The following is a 21,728-nucleotide window of genomic DNA, read 5'->3' as shown; positions in this document are numbered from 1 at the left end:
AAAACACGCTTTTTCTATTTGCCTCTTTTATAAAGGTTTATTAAGTTGATTTAATCAAACTTTATTCCAAGCCTACATTAGAACAGCAAGGTGTGAAAATGCAAAGAGCAAAGCATAGTAAAAAGGATTATAAATATAGAGTGAAGTTATTATTTGATAAATTATCATTATAGCTTAGTCCATTTAGATATTCTTTTTTAGTAGATATTGTATATTTAGGATTTTTTTTAGAATTTAGTTGATATAATAGATATAGATTAAAGAATACTTAGTAGATGTTATGGGAGGCAACAAAGTGGCAACAGCAAACTTAGGTTTTGAAGAAAAGTTATGGCAGATGGCAGATAAATTACGTGGGTCGATGGATTCGGGTGAATATAAAAATGTTGTATTGGGATTACTATTTTTAAAATATGTATCGGATGCGTTTGAAGAAAAGTACGAAGCTTTAAAAGCGGATGATTGGGCAGATGAGGAAGACCGTGATGAATACCTAGCGGATAATATTTTCTTCGTGCCAAAAGAAGCACGTTGGTCTTTCATCAATGACCATGCGAAAACACCTGAGATTGGTCAATTAATTGATGTAGCGATGGTTGCAATTGAAAAAGAAAATCCTTTATTAGTGGGGGTACTGCCGAAATCATTCGCACGTCCAGAACTCGATAAAACACGTTTAGGCGAAACAATCGACCTGTTCTCATTTAAGATTGGTGACGAAGAAAGTCGTTCAAAAGATATTTTAGGACGAGTATATGAATACTTCTTAAGTAAATTTGCGAGTGCAGAAGGAAAGAATGGCGGCGAATTCTATACACCTTCAACAGTTGTTCAATTACTTGTTGAGATGCTAGAACCATATAAAGGTCGTGTATACGACCCAGCATGTGGCTCAGGTGGGATGTTCGTACAATCATCAAAATTCGTCAAAGAACATCAAGGGCGTATTGATAATTTATCTGTTTATGGACAAGAGTCAAACCCAACAACATGGAAGCTTGCGAAGATGAACTTGGCGATCCGAGGAATTGATGCAAACTTAGGTGCTCATCATGCGGATACATTCCATAATGATTTGCATAAGGGCTTAAAGGCAGACTATATAATTGCGAATCCGCCATTCAATATCAGTGACTGGGGCGGCGAGAAACTAACAGATGATGTTCGTTGGCAATACGGTATTCCACCAAAAGGAAATGCCAACTATGCTTGGGTGCAACATATGGTGTCAAAACTTGCGCCAGCAGGTGCAGCAGGATTTGTTTTAGCGAATGGTTCGATGTCTTCTAACACAGGTGGTGAAGGTGACATTCGTAAAAATTTAATTGAAAATGATCTAGTCGAATGTATAGTGACATTACCTGGTCAGCTATTCTATTCAACGCAAATTCCCGTATGTCTATGGTTCGTATCGAAAAATAAAACGAAAACAGGTAAACGTGAACGTAACAATAAAATCTTGTTTATCGATGCACGTAATCTAGGCTTCCTGGCGACACGTACGCTGAAAGAATTCAGCATAGAGGATATAAACAAAGTAGCGGATACATTCCATGCGTGGCGAGGAACGAGCGAACAAGCCTATATAGATGAACTTGGATTCTGTAAAGAAGCAACACTAGAAGAAGTACGGGCGAATGACCATGTTTTAACGCCTGGACGTTATGTTGGGTTAGCTGAGCAAGAAGATGATGGTGAACCATTTGAAGAGAAAATGGCACGTTTAACGAGCGAACTATCCGAGCAATTCGCTAAATCAAAAGAGCTAGAAGACCAAATCCGTCGAGCATTAGGGGGAATTGGATATGGAATATAGTGAATTTAGTTTAAATGATTTGGCTACTTTTAAATATGGTAAGATGCCTAATTCAAAGAACAAAGTAGCAACAGGTTACCCCATTTATACAGGATATAAAGTATCAGGTTACTATTCTGAATATATGTATGAGGAACCTATGTTAATAGTGGTTGCTCGTGGAGTAGGAGGAACTGGAGATGTAAAGTTGGCTCCTGCTAAAAGCTATATTACTAATTTAGCCATTATTATTGATTTGAATGAAAAAATATGTGATAAGAAGTTTATGCAACTATATCTTCACTCACTAAATTTAAGATATTTAGATAGTGGTTCTGCACAATCACAAATCACTATAAATGATTTGAAAAACTTAAAAGTCAAAATACCTAAATTAGGGGAACAGCGTAAAATTTCTAATTTTATAGTATTAATTGAAAGGAAATTAAACTTGAATAGTGGTTTGATTTCTAAGCTAGAACAACTCTCACAGACCATCTTCAAACGTTGGTTTATTGATTTTGAATTTCCGAATGCAGAAGGAAAACAGTATAAATCAAGTGGTGGCGAAATGGTGGAAAGTGAGTTGGGAGAGATACCTAAAGGATGGACCATAGATAAGCTATCAAATATTGCAGAAATTGTTATGGGTCAATCCCCTAAAAGTGATACATATAACACAGAAAATATAGGATTACCGTTATTAAATGGTGCTGCAGACTTTAAGAATAGAAACTTGGCTCCTAGTAAATATACCTCTGATCCAAAAAAAATTGGTAAAAAAGGTGACTTTGTATTTGGGGTACGAGCAACAATTGGTTTAATAACAGAGTTAGATGATAGTTATGCTATTGGACGTGGATCTGGAATAGCTAGACCTTTAAACAGCTTATATAAAGAGTTTTTATATGAGGTTTTAAATAGTGCGTTTAATGCATTTCAATATACAGCAAGTGGAAGTGTGTATTTAAATATTTCTAAAAATGATTTGAATGATTATAAGTTTGTTATTCCTGCAATTAATAGTATTGATAAATATCATCAAACGACAGAAGCGCTTTTAATTCAAAAAGAAAACCTAATACAAGAAAATAAATCTTTACAACAACTCCGCGACGATCTTCTCCCAAAACTTCTTTCAGGTGAAATTGAATTACCTGATGATTTGGAGGTGGGGTAGTTGTTTAAATACAATGAATCCGAATTGGAAATTGCTGCGCTTGAATGGTTAGAAGAAATGGATTATGAAATTGTTGAAGGTCCTGATATTGCTCCTGATGGTGATGATGCGGAGCGTGAAACATTTCATGATGTTGTGTTAGTCGATCGTTTACGAGATGCTTTAAAGAAGATTAATCCAACGATTGATGCGAAAGTGATTGAGGAAGCCGTTCAAAAGATTATTGCAAATGCTTCGCCGAATTTAGTGCTAAACAATAAACAGTTCCATCAATTTGTAACGAATGGGATTGAGATTCAAATACAAGGAAAAGATGGCTATAATCCAACCGTATCAGTGTATGTATTTGATTTTGCTAATCCAAAGAATAATAACTTTATGGCAGTGAATCAATTTACAATTATTGAAGGTCAGACAAATAAGCGTCCAGATGTCATCGTGTTTGTGAATGGTTTGCCACTAGTTGTGATTGAGTTGAAGAATGCGACGAATGAAGATGTCGATATTACGGATGCTTACAACCAGATACAAACGTATAAACAAGCGATTCCAACATTGTTCCGTTACAATGCTTTTTTAATGACGAGTGATGGGATTAATGCGCGTGTTGGTTCATTAACAGCCAACGAAGAACGTTTTATGAAGTGGCGCACTGTAGATGGTGAAGCACTAGCAAGTTCAGCAGAACCACAACTTGAAGTAATGTTAAAAGGGATGCTTGAGCCAAGTCGTCTAATGGATATTGTGCAAAACTTTATTCTGTTCCAAACAGATGGTGTCGATACATTCAAAATTTTAGCAGCCTATCATCAATACCATGCGGTGAATAAAGCTGTTGAGAAGGCGAAAGTAGCCACTGCACAAGACGGTGATCATAAAATCGGTGTCGTGTGGCATACACAGGGATCTGGCAAAAGTTTATCGATGGTGTTCTATGCAGGGAAGTTAATTAAAGTGATGAATAACCCAACACTTGTTGTCTTAACAGATCGTAATGACTTAGATGATCAGTTATATAAAACATTCTCTATGTCGCAAGCTATTTTACGTCAATCGCCTAGCCAAGCAGATTCGCGTGACAGTTTACGTGAGTTATTAAGCGTTGAGTCTGGTGGGATTGTCTTTACGACATTACAAAAGTTCGCACCCGATGAAGATACAGGGGAAATGCCATGCTTGACTGATCGAGCGAACGTCATTGTGATGGCGGACGAGGCGCACCGTTCACAATATGGATTTAGTGCAACGGTTACGAAAGACGAAACAAAATACGGTTTTGCGAAGTATGTGCGTGACGCCTTACCAAATGCTTCATTCATCGGTTTCACTGGTACACCAGTTGAAGCAAGCGACAAAAATACCCCTGCTGTATTCGGTGATTATATTGATGTATACGATATGTCACAAGCAGTAGAAGATGGTGCAACGGTCAAAATCTTCTACGAATCACGTGTCATTCCTCTCGACTTACCGGATGGTTTGGCAATTGATGAGGACTATGAGGATATTACAGAAGATCAAGAAACGGCAGTTAAAGAAAAGTTGAAATCAAAATGGTCACGTTTAGAAGCAATCGCAGGTGCTGAATCACGTATTGAAAAAATGGCACAAGACATTATCCATCATTACGAGGAGCGTCAAAAAGCGATGTTCGGTAAGTCGATGGTTGTTGTGATGTCGCGTCGTATTGCAATTGATTTATATAAAGAAATTATCAAATTACGTCCAGATTGGCATTCAGATGATGACGATAAAGGTGTTATTAAAATTGTCATGACGGGTTCTTCGAGTGACCCAGTAGAATGGCAGCCATTTATCGGCAATAAAAAGCGGCGTGAATTTTTAGCACGCCGTATGAAAGATAACGATGACCCACTAAAAATCGTTCTTGTACGTGATATGTGGTTAACAGGTTTTGATGTGCCTTCTATGAATACGATGTATATTGATAAGCCAATGAAGGGACACAACTTGATGCAGGCGATCGCCCGTGTGAACCGTGTATTCAAAGATAAGCCAGGTGGTTTAGTTGTTGACTACATTGGGATTGCAGATAGCTTAAAAGAAGCTTTGAAGCAATATACAGATAGTGACAGACAGACAGCAGGCGTTGATACATCACTTGCAGTTGATATCATGTTAGAGAAGCACCAACTGATCCTCGAACTGTTACATGGACATGAATATACAGGCTTTAAATCGGAAAAATCATCCGAACGCTTTAAAGCAATTGTCACAACAATGGATTATGTAATTGGGTTAGGTGATGAAGTGAAGAAACGCTTCTTAAACACAGTAACTGAGCTATCAAAAGCATATGCACTTTGCGCAACGACAGAAGAAGCAGAAGAATTAAATGATGAAATTGGTTTCTTTAAAGCAGTGAAGGCCAGCATTGTCAAAACGATTGGTGACGGTAGTAAGAAGAAAACCACCTCACAAATGGATGCTCAAATTAACCAACTCATCTCAACATCAGTGATTTCTGAAGAAGTCGTTGATATTTATAAAGAACTTGGTATCCAGAATCCAGAACTCTCAATTCTATCGGATAAATTTTTAGAAGATGTACGAGCATTACCACACAAGAACTTAGCAGTAGAACTTCTAAATCGCTTATTGAATGGTAAAGTGAAAAACGTACAACGTAGTAACTTAATTCAAGCACGTAAGTTCTCAGAGATGCTAGAGAATTCGTTGAATAAGTACAACAAACGCACCATTGAGACATCTAAAGTCATTGAAGAGTTGATTCAATTAGCCAAAGAAATGGACGCAGCATACAAAAGCGGAGAACAAACAGGAATGCTTAAAGAAGAGGTAGCTTTCTATGACGCGCTCGCTTCCCATGAAACAGCAGAGCAAGTTTTAGGTGACGATATGCTAAAATTAATTGCACATGAATTAACAAAGTCAATTAAAGAAAATATGAGTATTGATTGGAACTTACGTGAATCAGCTCGCGCTAAAATGCGTATCACTGTCAAACGATTGCTTAAGAAGTACGGTTATCCACCAGAAATAAGTAAACAAGCAATTGAAATAGTAATTGAACAGGCGGAGTTAATGGCAGAATCCATAAATAAAGCTTAGTTAACTTGTATAACAATGATGGGATGGAATTTATGAAGACATATATTATCTTTGATACGAATATACTTTATATTAGAGAGCATAAGGATTTTTCAAGGTTTATGTTCAATAAGTTTTATGATGATGTTCAAGGGAAGATTGAAAGAAATGATGTAATAGATAAATTTGAATTATTAGTTCCTGAAATTACGATAAAAGAATTATTCAAGCAACAATTGCAATCTTACAATAATTATATTGAATCAATTAAAAAATCTTATTCGAAATTTGAACAGATTTATGAAATAGATTTAAAAGTAGATGAAGAATTTATTTATACAGATTTTTTGGGAAAAAAAAGAGAACAGTATATTTTAAGAAAAGGCATTAACATACTTCCTATATGTAATAAAGAAAAGTTTATAAGAATTGTAGAACGAGCTTTAAATAAAGAAGCACCTTTTGATGGGAAAGAAAAAGGTTCGGATAAAGGATTTAAAGATGTTTTAATTTGGGAGTCGTTGTTGGAGTTTGCAAGTTTTAATGAAGGTGAATATATATTTTTTACTGCAGATAAAGGATTCAAAAAAGAATTAGAGGCTGAGTTTAATAATGTAACCGGAAAACATATTAAAATTTATGATAAAGATGAAAAACAAGAATTAGATTTATATATAGAAAAGTATTCTGCTGAAAAAAGTACAAAAATTAAATTAGAAATAGTTCAGGAAAATATAAATAATATAATAGGTAATCTATTAATTGAACTTGAAAATAAGGCATTTCAAGAAGTTGAATTAAATGGGGTATTATGTACAGTAAATGAATTTGAAATTATTCAAAAGATGATTGATTTAAACGAAGTTGGAAATATATGCTTTAAGTTTAAAATGAAAGGGAAAATGAAAGCTAGTAAAACAGGGATATTCTATGAATTAAAAACATCTTTAGATTTCTTAGTAGAAGTGGATAGTGTGACAAATTTACAAATTCAATCAATAAGGTTAGAAAATATTGATGTTACTTCTATTGAAGATGATGTAATTAATATTAACGATGTATCTTTTGAGTTTCAGCCGGAAGAAGAACCAGCAGAACCGAGAGAATCAGAAAAACCAGAAGAACCGGAAGAACCAGAAGAACCAGAAGAACCGGAAGAACCGGAAGAACCAGAAGAACCAGAAGAACCAGAGGAAACGGAAGAACCAGAAGAACCGGAAAAACCAGAAGAACCGGAAGAACCAAAAGAATCAGAAAAACCGGAAGAAGAGACGGTGGCTATTTCTGAGAAAATCTTTAACAGTATATTTTTAGGTTCTGAATTAGAAAAAGATGAAAAGTTTCAAAGAGAATTAACTAATGTTATCGCAAAAAATTATACCGTTGATTGGACTAAGTTTGATAGTAAAAAAGCTCAAATGAAGCTAGCAATAAAAGGTTATTTAAGAAAGCAAGGATTTGAAAATGAGCGTGCAGTAACAGTTGCTGATTTAATTATAAAAAAATTAGTGGAAGATTATAAAAAAGAAGAGGTAGGAATATAAAAAGTAAAGGTTAAATTAATGTACTTTAAAGCAAGAAAGTTTTTAATCAATCTTTTTTATAAAAATGAACTCCGCATTAAAGCCTAACCTATGCATTTTGATTAATCTTTTTTCAAAATGCGTGGGTTTTTTCTATTATAAAATCAACACTTGTGATCAATTTTTGCTCAAACTTTATTTCAAACCTACAATTGTGTTAACACTCCTCAACACACCTGAATTAGGTGTGTTTGCTTTTAGTGCTATACGCCCTTTGAAATTTTCCAGTTGATAACAATCAAATGGAACGAGACATACGTCAAAACTAACACAAAAAATAAATGGTTCGTTCTGGAGTGAATATGGTGCTCGCAATTTTTTACGAATTAGAAGTTATATGGGCACGTTAAAAAGTAAGGGAAATCTATTTTTCTGAGAATCCAAGAATGGATTAGAACAGGTGAATTAAATTTGCGTCTAGCAAAAACTCAGAGGTAGTGCTGCGTAGCGATTAACTTTACTTGTCTCACGTTTTTAACTAGGGGCTAGCTGAGTAGTTACGAACATTTTATATAAGGGGGGACGGATTGAGGAAGAAAAATATAATATTTTAATGTATGAAACAATAATTGCAACCGGAATTGTTTGGGCGTAATTCATACAAGTCGTATAAATACTAGTAAAATTAATTTCACCCTAGCTATTGACAGGATACAACACAATACGACCACAATTTAGTTGGGCATTAAAGCGAGTAGTTAATGCTCGAGTCGCATTAAGCCCGATATACCAGTCAGCCTCTGAACGTGCGACAGCCGAAGCATATAGATTTTCATATGCTTTTCCTGGTTTTAAATTTGCGAAGCCATCTTTAATTGCTTTATCGGTAACAGATGAAATCCATAGACGTTTAATCGGTTTCTGCATTTTAACTTTATCGATAATCCAGCGTGCGACCAACTCTCCCTCACGACCGGCGTCAGTAGCTATAATGATTTCATTTACATCTTTTCTAATAAGCTGACTTTTCACAGCGTTAAACTGTTTCCCTGTTTGTTTAATAACTGTTAGTTTTAAACACTCAGGTAGCATTGGTAAATCTTCTAAATCCCACTTTTTATATTTCACATCATAGCTTTCTGGATCAGCTAATGTAACGAGATGGCCTAAAGCCCAAGTAACAATATATTTACTACCTTCAAGATAGCCGTTTCCTTTTTTATCACATTTCAGTACACGTGCGATATCACGTGCAACAGAAGGTTTTTCAGCAATTACAATACTTTTTGCCATATTTAAAAACATCCTTTCAAATTTCCATACGTTAAATATAGCATACATCTTTGTTCTATTCAGTTTTGCTGACGGTTTGAGTTATTTGTAATGAAATATACGTGTGAGAGTTTTACTTATATAAAGGCAAAGAATGGTTGAACCAGGAGAGTTATGATCTCTATCATTCTATAACAGGAAAGAACTTGTTATTTTACTAGAATAAGAGTAGACTTTGAAGTAGATGAATAATAAACACATGGGAGTTTGTGGATGCAAACTGAGAGTATGACTACTAGTCCGTCATTGACCATTTGAACCTGTTGGATAATGCCAGCGTAGGGAGAGTGTAAAAGCACATGTTCAGGCACTTTGCGTACGCGCAAAGTGCCTTTTTGTGTATCTCCCATCATTATAGTTAGGGGATGAGAAGGATGAATATGAAAGAAATTAGTAAAGTAGTGGATTTGGTGAGAGAGTCTAATCCGCTCGTTCATAATATTACAAATGTTGTTGTAACAAATTTTACAGCTAACGGTTTGTTAGCGTTAGGGGCATCGCCTGTAATGGCGTATGCAAAAGAAGAAGTAGCAGAAATGGCTAGCATTGCTGGAGCGTTAGTATTAAATATGGGGACACTTCGTCCTGAAGAAGTAGAAGCAATGTTGCTTGCTGGTAAATCAGCAAACACGAATGATGTACCAGTATTATTTGATCCAGTTGGTGCAGGCGCAACTTCTTATCGGACAGAAGTTGCGAGACATATTCCGGCTGAAATCGATTTAGCGATTATCCGCGGAAATGCAGCTGAAATAGCGAACGTTATTAATGAAAGATGGGAAATTAAAGGGGTAGAAGCCGGTGCTGGAAATGGCGATGTCGTAAGTATTGCAAGGCAGGCAGCAGACGAATTGAATACAGTTGCGGTGATTACTGGAAAAGAAGATGTTGTTACAGACGGAGAGCGAACTATTCTTATTCGAAATGGTCATCCCATTTTAACGAAAGTTACGGGAACTGGTTGTTTACTAACTTCTGTAATAGGAGCATTTGTAGCAGTAGAAAAGGATTATGTAAATGCAGCAGTAGCGGCATTAACGTTTTATGGTGTAGCTGCGGAACTGGCAGCTGCTAAGACAGTGGAAAAGGGACCTGGTAGTTTCCAAATTGAATTTTTAAATCAGTTAGCGAATACAACTTCAGATGATATTGAGAAGTATGGGAAGATTGAGGTTATACAGTAAGGAGGGGAACTAGATGTCGCGTATTACAATGGATAAAATGTCTAGGTTATTACCAGTATATTTTATTATGGGAAGTAACAATTGTACGAAGGAGCCACTACAAGTATTGAGAGATGCACTTGAAGGCGGTATAACAATTTTTCAATTTCGTGAAAAGGGGGAAGGCGCTTTAACGGGAGAGAAACGTATTTGTTTCGCAAAAGAACTACAAGAAATTTGTAAGGAGTATGGTGTACTATTCATCGTAAATGATGATGTGGAACTAGCTCTTGAGTTAGATGCAGATGGCGTGCATGTTGGACAAGATGATGAAGGAATTACTTCTGTTCGTGAAAAAATGGGAGATAAAATTGTTGGTGTATCTACCCATACAATTGAAGAAGCATGCTGGGCAATTGAAAACGGAGCTGATTATTTAGGTGTTGGCCCTATTTTCCCAACGAGTACGAAAAAAGATACGAAAGCAGTTCAAGGAACGAAAGGTTTAACCCACTTTAGAGAACAAGGAATTATGATACCGATTGTTGGTATCGGTGGGATTACGATTGAAAATACCGCTTCGGTTATAGAAGCCGGTGCGGATGGTGTCTCTGTTATTTCTGCGATTAGTTTAGCGGAATCTGCGTATGAGAGTACGAAGAAGCTAGTAGAGGAAGTAAGTAAGAGTTTGTAGAAAAAAGCTATGTAGTATTAAAACGCTACATAGCTTTTTGTTTGTTTTTGATATTAAAAATTAGAAATAGGGAGGAGATTGTTTGAAACGGAATAGGTTTGTAGAGTTGCAAAATGAGTTGTTTCGTTTATTTGAAAAAGGGGAATTTGATGCCGTTTATAGATGCATAGATGAAACGAAAAGGGAGTTTCCTGAAAGAATGGATAAAACGAGTTTTTGGCAAGCTTGTGCATATTCAGTGGAAGGTAAGCATGAAGAGGCAATTGCTATTCTTAATGAAGCCATACAAAGGGGAATTTGGTGGAACCCATATACACTCATGCATGATGAAGATTTAAAAGGATTACAGGATAAAATAGATTTTAAGCCAATAGTCAAAAAGTGCGAAGAGATTTTGAAGGGGCATCAGATGATGAGTCAGTCAAAATTATTTACTTATGGAAATGAAAAAGCGCAGGCAGGTATATTTTCTTTACATTGGAGAGGATCAAACATAAATGATTTTGCACCATATTGGTGTGAAGAAGAAATACTACGTGAGTATATGTTAGGTTTTTCTCAATCCTCACAAATATATGGAATGAATTCTTATAGCTGGGATAATCATGAGATAGCTATAAAAGATGTTATGAAAAGTTTTAATGATTTTACAAATAAATATAACTTGGAAGATATCATCATCGCGGGAGCTTCTCAAGGGGGGAAGATAGCAATAGAGTTAGCGTTAAAGAATATGTTAGCGACTCAAAAGTTTATTGCGGTTATACCTGCTATTCGAGATGTAGAGGCAATTGAAAGTATCGTTATATCGAATGATATAACGAATGTGAAAGGATATATTGTCACGGGAGATAAAGATCAATTTTATGAAAACACACTTCAAGTAATGTCTATGTTCGAGAAATATAATGTGAACTGTAAATTAATTGTGAGAAAAGGATTAGGTCATCTTTTCCCAGAGGACTTTACACAAATAGTAAAGAACATAATGGAAGAATGGACGGTTAAAAATATTTAAACAAACGTTTGATTAAAAAAGCACAAACCCTTTAAAATTGTAGGTTTGTGCTTTTATTTAAAACATAATGGAAATTAAGAGCATTCCAATTCCGATAGAAGTGAATGTTGCAATTAGGCCCGGAATCATAAAGCTATGATTTAATACATATTTACCGATGCCTGTTGTACCAGTGCGGTCAAAGTTAATTGCAGCAACGATTGTCCCGTAGTTTGGAATGAAGAAGTATCCATTTACTGCAGGGAACATTGCAATTAGTAAAGCTGGTGGAATACCAAGTGATAGTCCAAGTGGCATTAAAGCACGAACTGTTGCTGCTTGGCTATACAGTAAAATAGATAGAATGAATAATGCGATAGCAAATAGCCATGGTGCACTAGTCACTAAGTGCTGAATTGATCCTTGAATCATATTTAAGTTTCCGTTAAAGAAAGTATCTCCCATCCAAGCGATACCGAAAATAGCAACAACTGCTGTTGCCCCCGCTTTAAAGACGTTACCAGACACAATGCTTTCTACATTTGGTTTACAGAAAATAATAATAAGAGCTGCAATAGTTAACATAACCATTTCAATTGTGTTTGGCATGGAAAGACGAGCTAACTTCCCGTCAACCATCCATCCCGGACGAAGTGCTTCAAATGAACCAAGAAGTACGACAAGGAAAGTTCCTACTAGGAAAAGGATAACTGATAATTTAGCACCTTTTACACCCACAAATTCTTTTTTCTCTTCAAGTTTAGGGATCATTCCCTCTTTTAATCGCTTCAAGTATTCAGGATCTTCATTTAATTCTTTTCCCATTTTACTAGCAACGAATGCAGCTACCATACAAGCGATGAAAGTAGAAGGGATGCTGACTTTTAAAATATCTAACAAGGTGATTTTATAGTCGGCTAACATTGCTAAAAGTGCAACTGTTGCAGCCGATATTGGACTAGCTGTAATTGCCTGTTGGGAAGCGATAACGGCAATTGACATTGGTCGTTCAGGTCTAATTCCTGATTCGCGAGATACTTCGGCGATAACGGGAAGTACAGAATAAGCGACATGACCAGTTCCCGCGCATAGCGTGAATAAATAAGTAACAATAGGAGCAAAAAATGTAATGCGCTTTGGATTTTTTCGTAATGCTTTCTCAGCGAGATGGACAAGGTAATCCATTCCTCCAGCAGCTTGCAAAGCACCGGCAGCTGTAATTACTGCTAAAATCATAAGCATTACATCAATAGGAGGAGCTGTAGGTTGTAAGTGGAAGACGAAAACAAGTATTGCCATACCAACGCCACCCATTACTCCTAGACCAACTCCGCCTAAGCGTGCGCCAATAAAAATGCAGAGTAGTAACGTAAGAAATTGTAGCCAAAACATGATAAACTACCTCCGAAATTAGTAAGTTAAGATATATTCGAATAGTTTAATTTGAATGAAAATTAAATGAATATCCAGAATAATCCTTGTGTTGTATACGTTTTTTATTATATAACACAAGAAATGTAACATTCACGAACTTTGTTAAATTATTTCGAAAAAATAATACATTAAAACTTTATATTTACATCTTTAAATGGGTGGACATTTTAATTTTTATGTTGTAATCTTTGGAAGAGAATATTTTAATTCTCATAGAACTCCCATATCGTTCAACTCGTTCAGCGAGAAAGGCAAACTTATGGAAACATGAGGACGCAAAACTACAGGGGCTAAGGTCAAACGACTATGCTAGCCAGTTACCGGACGGATAGGGTTGGTCTTGGCCAATGCTTTTTCATTGGTCTTTTTTTTATTTATAAACAAATGAGAACTGTTATCATTCGTTAATAAGGTTTATATTTTAATAGCTTTACTTTATATTAAGTTAATTAAGAAAGGTGATGTTAATGAAAAAATATTGGCACAAGCTATCATTTCTTCAAAAAAATGTATTGTTAACTGTGTCAGTTATTTTGACGCTTGTTGGTACTATGGGAGCGTTAAGTTTTAACATGTTTCAAAATAGTATGATGTCTATATTTGAAAGGCATTCTTTTGAAACAGGAGATACGGTATTACATAAATTAGATGCAGAAATATTGAGAGATGTTGCAAAAGACCCAACGGCAGAAAGAGAAAAAAGAGAGAAATTAACAGAGAAATTAGATGAATCAACGAAAGAATTGAACAGTGTTGGACAAACGTATGTTGTTGGAGCGAAAAAAAATGAAAAAGGTGAGTTGCAAATCGTCGGTTTGTCTACAGGTTTAGCAAATGTTGTTGAAGTAAAGCCGGGAGACTATTATAAACAACCAGATCGTTGGATGAAAGCATATGATAAAGTAATGAGCACGAAAAAAGCAAATATGACAGAAGTATATGAAGACGAATTAGGATCATGGGTAACGATATTAGAGCCAATTAAAGATGGAGAAGATAATATTGTGGCAATTGTTGCAGCCGATGTAGATGCCTCTATTGTTCCTATTACAAAGAAAAAATTCATTGTACAAGGTTTAATGTTTATTTGTATTTCTGTTTTAATTGCAACTGTTATTCAATTCTTAATTGTACGTAACGCACTTGCTCCATTGCGAGATTTACGTGAAGGATTACGCAAAGTCGGTGAAGGTGATTTAAGTATTAAATTAGAGGAAAGACCAGATGATATTGGTATTATTAATGCGTATTTTAATAATACCATCGAGAAGTTTAAAGGAATTATAGATAAAGTGAAGCAGACAGCAGAACAGGTTTCTTCATCTTCACAAGAATTGTCAGTGAGTACGAAAGAGAATAGCATGGCAGTCCAAGGAATCGTAAGTTCTATGGTTGAGTTAAGAGCTGGCGCTCAGTCACAAGAAACTTCAGTACCACAGTATTTAAGTATTCTATATGAAATGGAAGATAAGATGGAAGAGATAACGAATGCTGCAAAACAAATGGCGAAAGAGTCTGAAGGTATGGAGCATCATTCAGTAAAAGGAAATGGTGTTATTGAACAGACGATTAATCAAATGAACATAATACAAAATACAGTACAAGATTTATCTTCTATCGTTTATTCTTTGGAAACAAGATCAAAAGAAATTAGTGATATTGTAACAGTAATTGCAGGTATTTCAAATCAAACTAATTCGCTAGCTTTAAATGCTTCTATGGAAGCTTCGCGTGCTGAGGAAACCGGAAGGAGATTTGCCGTTGTTGCTGATGAAGTGCGTAAATTAGCAGAGCAGACGGAAGTATCAGCAAAAGATATAGCAAAATTAATAGGGGAAACACAAGCTGAAACGGAAGAAGCTGTTGTTTCAATGCAAAAAGCTTCAAAAGAAGTAGAATCTGGAATTAAACTTGTTCAAAGTAGTGGTGCTTTCTTTGAAAAAATTTCAAAGTCAACACAATCTGTTACAAATCAAGTTAGAGTTGTTTCTAGCAATTCAAGTGATATATTGCATAATAGCCAAAATATTGTTCGTGTTGTAAATGAACTATCACTTATCGCAAATACGTATGCGAATAGTAGTAATATTGAAGAAAGCATGAAAGAACAGGAAATGTCTGTACAAGATATTGCTGAATTAGCTAGTTCTTTAAGCTGGCTTTCACAGGAGTTACAAGAGTTAATTGGGGAATTCAAAAGTTAAATGAAATGATTATACATGCTTTTGTTTGTTCAATAAAATAAATCATGCTACAATGAAAACGAATTAAGAACCGGGGAGCCAATTGGCTGAGAGGATGTAAGTATACATCGACCCTCAACCTGATCTGGATAATGCCAGCGTAGGGAGTTACTTTAAAGTGATGTAGCATAAGTTATTATAGAATAACTTGTATACAAGGCTTTCCTACATGGTAGGAAAGCCTTTTCTTTTTTTGAAACATATTTTGTAAGGGGGATTTTATTATGTCACAACAAGTTACAATTTCATTTTCAGTAGTACCACAAGCGAAGAACAAAGATGTGTATTCCGTTGTTGATAAAGCAATTGAAGTTGTACAACAATCGGGAGTTCGTTATGAAGTAGGAGCAATGGAAACAACGTTGGAAGGAGAATTAGATGTACTTCTTGACGTCATTAAACGCGCGCAACAAGCTTGCGTCGATGCTGGAGCAGAAGAAGTAATCACTTCTATTAAAATTCACTATCGTCCAAGTACGGGCGTAACGATTGACGAAAAAGTTTGGAAGTACCGTGATGAATATGCAAAACCAGAAGCGATCTAAAATAATTACAACAATTTGGCTGATCCTTCTCATTGCTATATGGGAAGGATCTGTTTCATTATTTAAAATTGAGCCGTGGATTTTACCAAAGCCGTCAGCAATTGTGCAAGAGTTAATTGGAATGAAAGATTTACTATTACCGAATACGGTGCAAACGTTACAGGAAGTAATAATTGGGTTGCTTTTTGCAATTATACTTGGGACGAGTATTGCTATCATTATGGATGTTATCCCTTTATTTCGGATTTTAATGAATCCGTTGCTCGTTATTTCGCAAACAATTCCAATCGTTGTGCTCGCACCATTATTTATTATTTGGTTTGGGTACGGAATGTTGCCAAAAGTAATGGTTGTTATTCTTGTTTGTTTCTTCCCAATTGCGCTTAGCATTTTAGAAGGTTTCCAAACGGTAGATAAAAATATGCTGAAGTTGCTACAAACGATGAAGGCGACAAAGTGGCAAATTTATCAGAAAGTAAAATTTCCAGCGGTGCTCCCGTACTTTTTCTCAGGTTTAAAAATAGCTGTTACATATAGTGTGATGGGAGCGATTATTGGAGAATGGCTTGGAGCGAGTGAAGGATTAGGGGTTATGCTCACGAGAGCGACAAAATCCTTTTTAACAGCTCGTGTATTTGGTGTTGCAGCGATTATCGTTATGGTGACATTATGCCTGTACTTTATTGTTGAATTTATGGCAAGAATAACAGCACCATGGATATACAGAAAGGGTGGCAGAAAATGAAAAAAGGTTTAAAAATTATGTTAGCTGCATTATTAGCAGTTGGTGTTGCCGGGTGTAATCCGGCGAAGAAAGAAGAAAGTTCAAGTAAAGATAAAAAAGTAAAAGTCGTTTTAGATTGGTTTCCAAATACGAATCATACTGGCTTATATGTAGCGCAAACGAAAGATTATTACAAAAAGCAAGGGCTTGATGTAGAAATTATCCAGCCTGGTGATAATGTAACGGCAGAGCAGATGATTGCTTCTGGGAAAGCGGACTTTGCGATAAGCGCACAAGAAAATGTAACGTTAGCTCGTGTTGAAGGAATCCCAGTTGTTTCTGTTGGTGCAATTATTCAGCATAATACCTCTGCTTTTGCATCGCTAAAAAAAGATAATATGACGTCACCGAAAGATTTTGAAGGTAAACGTTATGGCGGCTGGGGAGGACCAGCAGAAGAAGCGACGTTAAAAACGATTATGGAGAAACATCAAGCTGATTTTAATAAAGTCGAAAAAATTATTCTTGGACAAACAGACTTCTTCAAATCAATCGGTCGTGATGCAGATTTCGAATGGATTTATTACGGATGGGATGGAATTGAAGCGAAGCGTCAAGGAAAAGAGTTAAATACGATTATGGTGAAAGACTTAGATCCAGCGCTTGATTTCTATAGTCCTGTTATTATTACAAGTGAAAAACATACGAAGCAAGATAAAGATTTTGTGAAAAAGTTTATGACTGCAACGACAGAAGGTTATGATTTTGCAATTAAAGAACCGAAAGAAGCTGCGGATATTTTAATTAAATCTGTTCCAGATGTGAATAAAGAATTAGTGAAAGAAAGTCAAAAGTGGTTAAGTACAAAGTATCAAGATGATGCAAAAGCGTGGGGAGTACAGAAGGAAGAAGTTTGGACGAATTACATGAATTTCTTATATGACAACAAAGTTATTAAGAAGAAAATTGATGTGAAAGATGCCTTTACAAATGAATTCCTTCCAAGTGAAAAATGAGTGGATTATTAATAAAAGAGGTTGTAAAAGCTTTTGATGGAAAGAATGTATTAAAAAATATTAGTGCTTCTATACAGGAGGGGGAATTCGTCTCTTTTGTAGGTCCAAGTGGTTGTGGGAAAAGTACTTTGTTAAATATGATTGCGAGTGTTGAAGAGCCAACGAGTGGAGAGGTATTTTATAACGAGGAACATGTGAAAAAACAAGATGTTGTAAGTTATATGCCGCAACAAGATTTATTACTACCGTGGCGATCAGCTTTGCAAAATATAGTACTTCCATTGGAAATCGAAGGGAAGTCTAAAAAGCAAAGGCTAGCAGAAGGAATGGAAGCATTAAAGCAGTTTGAGCTAGATGAATATGCGAATCATTATCCAGATGAGTTATCAGGTGGCATGCGTCAAAGAATTAGTTTCCTTCGCACATATTTATGTGAAAAGCCAATTATGCTGCTGGATGAGCCTTTTGGAAAATTAGATGCATTTACAAAAATGGAAGTACATAGTTGGCTTTTAAATTCTTGGCATCAAGAAAAGCAGACAATTGTTATGGTTACACATGACTTAGATGAGGCAATTTTACTTTCTGATCGCATATTTATTTTATCTCAAAGACCAGCATCAATTGTTGGAGAGGTACAAGTGAAGTTACTTAGGCCACGAACGATGGATATGTTAACATCACTTGAGTTAAAGAAGGATAAGGAAGAAATTTTAAGAGTATTAGCTCCTTACATGAAAAAATAGAAAAAAGTCTTTTAACAGCTTTTGGTATGATGACTGTTAAGAGGCTTTTTTTTAGGAGGAGGAAAATGAAATCTATAGAAAAAATGGTCGATTCATTAACAGCTGATAATCTTGAAGAAGGAAAGGTTGTATTAAAAAATCATATTTTATTAATGAAGTATGGTATGGAGCATCACGAATTAAAAGAAGAATTTATATTTGGAAATCATTAACGCTAACCTTTACAAGGCCATACGCATTAGAAAAGATGTATAAATAAATTTACGCAGAATATGAAAAAACTGAGAAGGAACAAAAGAAAAAATAGAGAATAGAATATAAGAGAGTAGTTTATACTCTTAATATAACAAACTTTAAAGGAGTGAAAGGATAAAATGACTTTATCAACTGTTCTTCAAATGGTTTTAGCTTGATATGGGAGAAGTCTGCCCATTTTTAACAAATAAGCTAAATTGAAGACAGCAGGTAAAGAACCTTAATCCTTTCTTACGATAATATGTAATGGGTAAGGTGTATTCACCTTACCCATTTTTTATATGTATAACTAAATAAGGCTTTATACTGTTGTTCTCTCTATTTAGCTTATGGATCATAAGAAAAGGAGAGAGAAAAAATGAGTATATTAACAGTAGAAAATGTAAGTCATTCATATGGTGAGAAAACCATTTTATATAATACATGCTTTCGATTATTAAAGGGTGAACATGTTGGGCTAGTAGGGAAAAATGGAATTGGAAAATCAACATTATTACGCTTGTTAACAGGAGAACTTATACATGATGATGGGAAAATTGAATGGTTTCCGCATGTGAAGATTGGCTTTTTACAACAACATATCGATTTGCAAGAAGGTATAACAATTGAAGAATACTTGCAGAGTGCGTTTTCTAATCTGTATGAGTTTGAACGTGAAATGTTAAAACTTACAGAAGAGATGGCTGGAGCAGGAGAAGTAGGGAAATTGTTAGTAAGGTACGGAGAGTTACAAACTATATTGGAGAATTCTAATTTTTATCAAATTCATACAGAAATTGAAGAAGTAGCAACTGGCTTAGGGTTGTTTGAAGTAGGAATGGAAAAGGATGTTTCAAAGTTAAGCGGTGGTCAACGGACAAAGTTATTACTTGGTAAACTCCTTTTAGAAAAAGCGGATGTTTTATTATTAGATGAGCCAACTAACTATTTAGATACAGCTCATATAGAATGGTTGCAATCATATTTACAAATGTATGAAAAAGCTTATATTATCATTTCGCACGATGAAGTATTTTTGAACAATATTACGAAAGTTATTTACCATCTAGATGAGCGCACAATTAAGCGCTATGTAGGTGATTATAATAGTTTTGTGCGTAATTATGAACTGCAAAAGAAACAATTACAAGCAGCATATACGAAACAGCAAAAGGAAATTGCACATTTAGAGAGCTTTATTCAAAAAAATAAAATTCGTAAAGCGAAACAAGCAAAAAGTCGTGAAAAAGTATTAGAGAAAATGCAAAAGGTTGAAAAGGTTAACGATGTACCTCGCGCTCGTTTTGATTTTAATGTTTATACTGAGCCAGTGAGTCGTATATTACAGGTAGAGAAACTGAAAATTGGTTATGGTGAACCGTTATTTTCGGAATTGGATTTTCAAGTGAAAAAAGGGGAAAAGATTGCGATTATTGGCCATAATGGGATTGGAAAAACAACAATGTTAAAAACATTACTAGGACAAATAAAACCGTTAGGCGGTGCAGTTTCTATTGGGGAACGAGTAAAACCCGCTTATTTTGCACAAGAGGAATTTTCCTCAGAAATAACTGCACTAGAGAGAGTATGGGCAGGAAGGCCAGACATGACAAGAAAAGAAATCCGACAAGCATTAGCAAAGTGCGGATTGAAAGAAGAACATGTATTAAAACCTATTCAATTATTAAGTGGAGGAGAACAAACAAAAGTACGGTTATGCGAACTTATCGTAACTAAAAGCAATGTTTTAATTTTAGATGAACCAACTAACCATTTGGATACAGAGACTAAGAGGGCTTTACAGGAAGCGTTAAAACAATATAAAGGTACGGTTTTAATTGTTTCACATGAGCCATCTTTCTATGAAGCGTGGATAACGAAAATATGGAATATCGAAGAATGGAACGTTTAACAATAATCACAAAGAAAAGGCATTAGCTTTTATGAGCTAATGCCTTTTCTTTGTGATTAACATGATTTTCGAGAACTCTTACATGAGAATTGTATGAAGAAGCACTCTTATGGTGCGCAGGAATATTACCGTCTTTTTATACATTATTAATTTTATATATCGTTTAAAAGAATTTTCGGTGAATTTGTGGAGTCAATTTGGAATGACGTAGCAGGATGATGAAATTTCATGTAAAATAATAGTAAAAATATGTAAAGGAGGGGATAGTGTGGATGTGTTTTTGAACATTGCTGAGGAAAAAATTCGTCAAGCGATACGGAATGGTGATCTTGATAATATTCCGGGACAAGGAAAACCACTACAATTAGAAGATCTTTCAATGGTACCTCCAGAATTAAGAATGAGTTATAAAATCTTGAAAAATGCAGGCATGATTCCACCAGAAATGGAATTGCAAAAAGATATATTGAAAATAGAGGATTTAATCGCTTGTTGTTATGATGAAGCAGAGAGAAAAAAATTACAAGAAGAGTTAACAGCAAAAACACTACGCTTTCAGCAAGTAATGGAAAAGAGAAAGATTAAAGATAGTTCAGCATTTCGTATGTATCAAGATAAAGTGAAACTATAATCAGTGGAGGGGGTTCATCCTCCACTGATTATTAGCCTTCACCAATCGGGCATTTACGGGCAGTTGACTTCTCACCTAACTTCTTCGCTCCAGCTGAATTTTGAGGTGAGAGTCTTACTGCCCGTTAATGCGGGGTAAAGTATTTCGTAAATTACGTTAAGAGGGATAAGATGAATAAATTTGAAACGATAGAAGAATTAGCGATATATATTGAAAAACAACAATTGGTACTTCTATTTATTAAAACGGAAAATTGTGGCGTTTGTGATGTTATGCTACGGAAAGTAAACTATGTATTAGAGAATTATGATTACGTAGAGAAAGTAGAAATATTACTACAAGACATGCAAGAGATTGCAGGGCGATATGCGGTATTTACAGGACCGACGATTTTATTATTTCATAATGGAAAAGAGATTCTTCGTGAATCGCGCTTCATTTCACTTGAAAATCTAGAGAGAACGATTCAATTATTCGAAGATTAAGG

The 21,728-nt window shown here is 35.3% G+C and carries 17 protein-coding genes, 1 pseudogene and 3 riboswitches; of the genes and pseudogenes, 16 read left to right on the top strand and 2 right to left on the bottom strand.

Annotation, left to right across the window (positions count from 1 at the left end; genetic code table 11):
- The first annotated feature begins 295 nt into the window (after positions 1-295).
- From JDS80_RS13380 to JDS80_RS13365, 4 genes are read left to right on the top strand one after another with little or no spacing between them, the layout of a single operon-like run.
- Complete coding sequence (locus JDS80_RS13380) at positions 296-1,816, top strand: class I SAM-dependent DNA methyltransferase (RefSeq protein ID WP_346011372.1); 1,521 nt, start codon at positions 296-298, stop codon at positions 1,814-1,816.
- Positions 1,806-2,975, top strand: coding sequence for a restriction endonuclease subunit S (locus JDS80_RS13375; protein WP_199638819.1), 1,170 nt, complete (start codon positions 1,806-1,808; stop codon positions 2,973-2,975). The genes JDS80_RS13380 and JDS80_RS13375 overlap by 11 nt, the downstream gene beginning before the upstream one ends.
- A complete protein-coding gene (locus JDS80_RS13370; RefSeq protein ID WP_199638817.1) occupies positions 2,976-6,068 on the top strand; it encodes a type I restriction endonuclease subunit R in 3,093 nt (1,030 codons plus the stop codon).
- Between the two features lie 32 nt (positions 6,069-6,100).
- Positions 6,101-7,591 carry a PIN domain-containing protein gene (locus JDS80_RS13365; protein WP_199638815.1) on the top strand — a complete coding sequence of 497 codons (1,491 nt, stop codon included), beginning with the start codon at positions 6,101-6,103 and terminating at the stop codon, positions 7,589-7,591.
- A 699-nt stretch (positions 7,592-8,290) separates the two neighbouring features.
- Here JDS80_RS13365 and JDS80_RS13360 read toward each other — a convergent pair.
- Positions 8,291-8,863: pseudogene (locus tag JDS80_RS13360) on the bottom strand (toprim domain-containing protein); the annotation flags it as partial.
- 228 nt (positions 8,864-9,091) lie between these two features.
- A riboswitch (TPP riboswitch) is annotated at positions 9,092-9,204 on the top strand.
- Positions 9,205-9,276: 72 nt separating this feature from the next.
- Here JDS80_RS13360 and thiM point away from each other — a divergent pair.
- The 3 genes from thiM (at position 9,277) to JDS80_RS13345 (ending at position 11,777) form a co-directional block, all read left to right on the top strand.
- Positions 9,277-10,086, top strand: coding sequence for a hydroxyethylthiazole kinase (gene thiM, locus JDS80_RS13355; RefSeq protein ID WP_199638813.1), 810 nt, complete (start codon positions 9,277-9,279; stop codon positions 10,084-10,086).
- Between the two features lie 13 nt (positions 10,087-10,099).
- Entirely contained in the window at positions 10,100-10,759 is a 660-nt protein-coding gene (gene thiE, locus JDS80_RS13350) for a thiamine phosphate synthase (RefSeq protein WP_199638811.1), read from the top strand.
- An 82-nt stretch (positions 10,760-10,841) separates the two neighbouring features.
- On the top strand, positions 10,842-11,777 hold the full coding sequence (locus JDS80_RS13345) for an alpha/beta hydrolase (protein WP_098888196.1): 936 nt from the start codon (positions 10,842-10,844) through the stop codon (positions 11,775-11,777).
- A gap of 57 nt (positions 11,778-11,834) precedes the next feature.
- Here JDS80_RS13345 and JDS80_RS13340 read toward each other — a convergent pair whose 3' ends face one another.
- Positions 11,835-13,148, bottom strand: a complete 1,314-nt coding sequence (locus JDS80_RS13340) for an anaerobic C4-dicarboxylate transporter family protein (RefSeq protein ID WP_071747272.1) — start codon at positions 13,146-13,148, stop codon at positions 11,835-11,837.
- Positions 13,149-13,430: 282 nt separating this feature from the next.
- Positions 13,431-13,515: riboswitch (cyclic di-GMP riboswitch) on the top strand.
- A gap of 142 nt (positions 13,516-13,657) precedes the next feature.
- On the opposite strand from JDS80_RS13340, the gene JDS80_RS13335 reads away from it, so the two are divergent.
- The 9 genes from JDS80_RS13335 to JDS80_RS13295 all read left to right on the top strand — a co-directional run bounded on the left by JDS80_RS13335 (position 13,658) and on the right by JDS80_RS13295 (position 21,726).
- A complete protein-coding gene (locus JDS80_RS13335; RefSeq protein WP_199638809.1) occupies positions 13,658-15,394 on the top strand; it encodes a methyl-accepting chemotaxis protein in 1,737 nt (578 codons plus the stop codon).
- Between the two features lie 61 nt (positions 15,395-15,455).
- Positions 15,456-15,557: riboswitch (TPP riboswitch) on the top strand.
- A gap of 100 nt (positions 15,558-15,657) precedes the next feature.
- The gene (locus JDS80_RS13330) at positions 15,658-15,978 is read left to right on the top strand and encodes an MTH1187 family thiamine-binding protein (RefSeq protein ID WP_000082898.1); all 321 of its coding nucleotides are present in this window, start codon (positions 15,658-15,660) and stop codon (positions 15,976-15,978) included.
- Positions 15,950-16,723: an ABC transporter permease gene (locus JDS80_RS13325; RefSeq protein ID WP_071747274.1), complete on the top strand. Its 774-nt coding sequence runs from the start codon at positions 15,950-15,952 to the stop codon at positions 16,721-16,723. The genes JDS80_RS13330 and JDS80_RS13325 overlap by 29 nt, the downstream gene beginning before the upstream one ends.
- Positions 16,720-17,718 (top strand): ABC transporter substrate-binding protein, encoded by a 999-nt coding sequence (locus JDS80_RS13320; protein ID WP_199638807.1) that lies wholly within the window; start codon positions 16,720-16,722, stop codon positions 17,716-17,718. The genes JDS80_RS13325 and JDS80_RS13320 overlap by 4 nt, the downstream gene beginning before the upstream one ends.
- Entirely contained in the window at positions 17,715-18,464 is a 750-nt protein-coding gene (locus JDS80_RS13315; RefSeq protein WP_199638805.1) for an ABC transporter ATP-binding protein, read from the top strand. Before JDS80_RS13320 ends, JDS80_RS13315 begins: the two co-directional genes overlap by 4 nt.
- Positions 18,465-18,529: 65 nt before the next feature.
- Positions 18,530-18,676, top strand: a complete 147-nt coding sequence (locus JDS80_RS13310) for a hypothetical protein (protein WP_175546560.1) — start codon at positions 18,530-18,532, stop codon at positions 18,674-18,676.
- A gap of 401 nt (positions 18,677-19,077) precedes the next feature.
- Positions 19,078-20,610 carry an ABC-F family ATP-binding cassette domain-containing protein gene (locus tag JDS80_RS13305; RefSeq protein WP_071747277.1) on the top strand — a complete coding sequence of 511 codons (1,533 nt, stop codon included), beginning with the start codon at positions 19,078-19,080 and terminating at the stop codon, positions 20,608-20,610.
- A 268-nt stretch (positions 20,611-20,878) separates the two neighbouring features.
- Positions 20,879-21,241: a DnaJ family domain-containing protein gene (locus tag JDS80_RS13300; protein ID WP_071747278.1), complete on the top strand. Its 363-nt coding sequence runs from the start codon at positions 20,879-20,881 to the stop codon at positions 21,239-21,241.
- A 170-nt stretch (positions 21,242-21,411) separates the two neighbouring features.
- A complete protein-coding gene (locus tag JDS80_RS13295; protein ID WP_071772393.1) occupies positions 21,412-21,726 on the top strand; it encodes a thioredoxin family protein in 315 nt (104 codons plus the stop codon).
- The last annotated feature ends 2 nt before the right edge of the window (positions 21,727-21,728 follow it).

The sequence above is a fragment of the Bacillus cereus group sp. N8 genome (genome assembly GCF_016483685.1).
Classification (GTDB): domain Bacteria; phylum Bacillota; class Bacilli; order Bacillales; family Bacillaceae_G; genus Bacillus_A; species Bacillus_A proteolyticus.
This window is presented reverse-complemented; position numbering and strand designations above follow the sequence as displayed.

Excerpts from the sequence above, each read along its gene's own strand:
- JDS80_RS13305 (WP_071747277.1), top strand. The coding sequence starts at position 19,078 with ATGAGTATATTAACAGTAGAAAATGTAAGTCATTCATATGGTGAGAAA.
- thiE (WP_199638811.1), top strand. The coding sequence starts at position 10,100 with ATGTCGCGTATTACAATGGATAAAATGTCTAGGTTATTACCAGTATAT.
- JDS80_RS13315 (WP_199638805.1), top strand. The coding sequence starts at position 17,715 with ATGAGTGGATTATTAATAAAAGAGGTTGTAAAAGCTTTTGATGGAAAG.
- JDS80_RS13330 (WP_000082898.1), top strand. The coding sequence starts at position 15,658 with ATGTCACAACAAGTTACAATTTCATTTTCAGTAGTACCACAAGCGAAG.
- JDS80_RS13325 (WP_071747274.1), top strand. The coding sequence starts at position 15,950 with ATGAATATGCAAAACCAGAAGCGATCTAAAATAATTACAACAATTTGG.
- JDS80_RS13365 (WP_199638815.1), top strand. The coding sequence starts at position 6,101 with ATGAAGACATATATTATCTTTGATACGAATATACTTTATATTAGAGAG.
- thiM (WP_199638813.1), top strand. The coding sequence starts at position 9,277 with ATGAATATGAAAGAAATTAGTAAAGTAGTGGATTTGGTGAGAGAGTCT.
- JDS80_RS13320 (WP_199638807.1), top strand. The coding sequence starts at position 16,720 with ATGAAAAAAGGTTTAAAAATTATGTTAGCTGCATTATTAGCAGTTGGT.
- JDS80_RS13295 (WP_071772393.1), top strand. The coding sequence starts at position 21,412 with ATGAATAAATTTGAAACGATAGAAGAATTAGCGATATATATTGAAAAA.
- JDS80_RS13340 (WP_071747272.1), bottom strand. The coding sequence starts at position 13,148 with ATGTTTTGGCTACAATTTCTTACGTTACTACTCTGCATTTTTATTGGC.
- JDS80_RS13310 (WP_175546560.1), top strand. The coding sequence starts at position 18,530 with ATGAAATCTATAGAAAAAATGGTCGATTCATTAACAGCTGATAATCTT.
- JDS80_RS13375 (WP_199638819.1), top strand. The coding sequence starts at position 1,806 with ATGGAATATAGTGAATTTAGTTTAAATGATTTGGCTACTTTTAAATAT.
- JDS80_RS13335 (WP_199638809.1), top strand. The coding sequence starts at position 13,658 with ATGAAAAAATATTGGCACAAGCTATCATTTCTTCAAAAAAATGTATTG.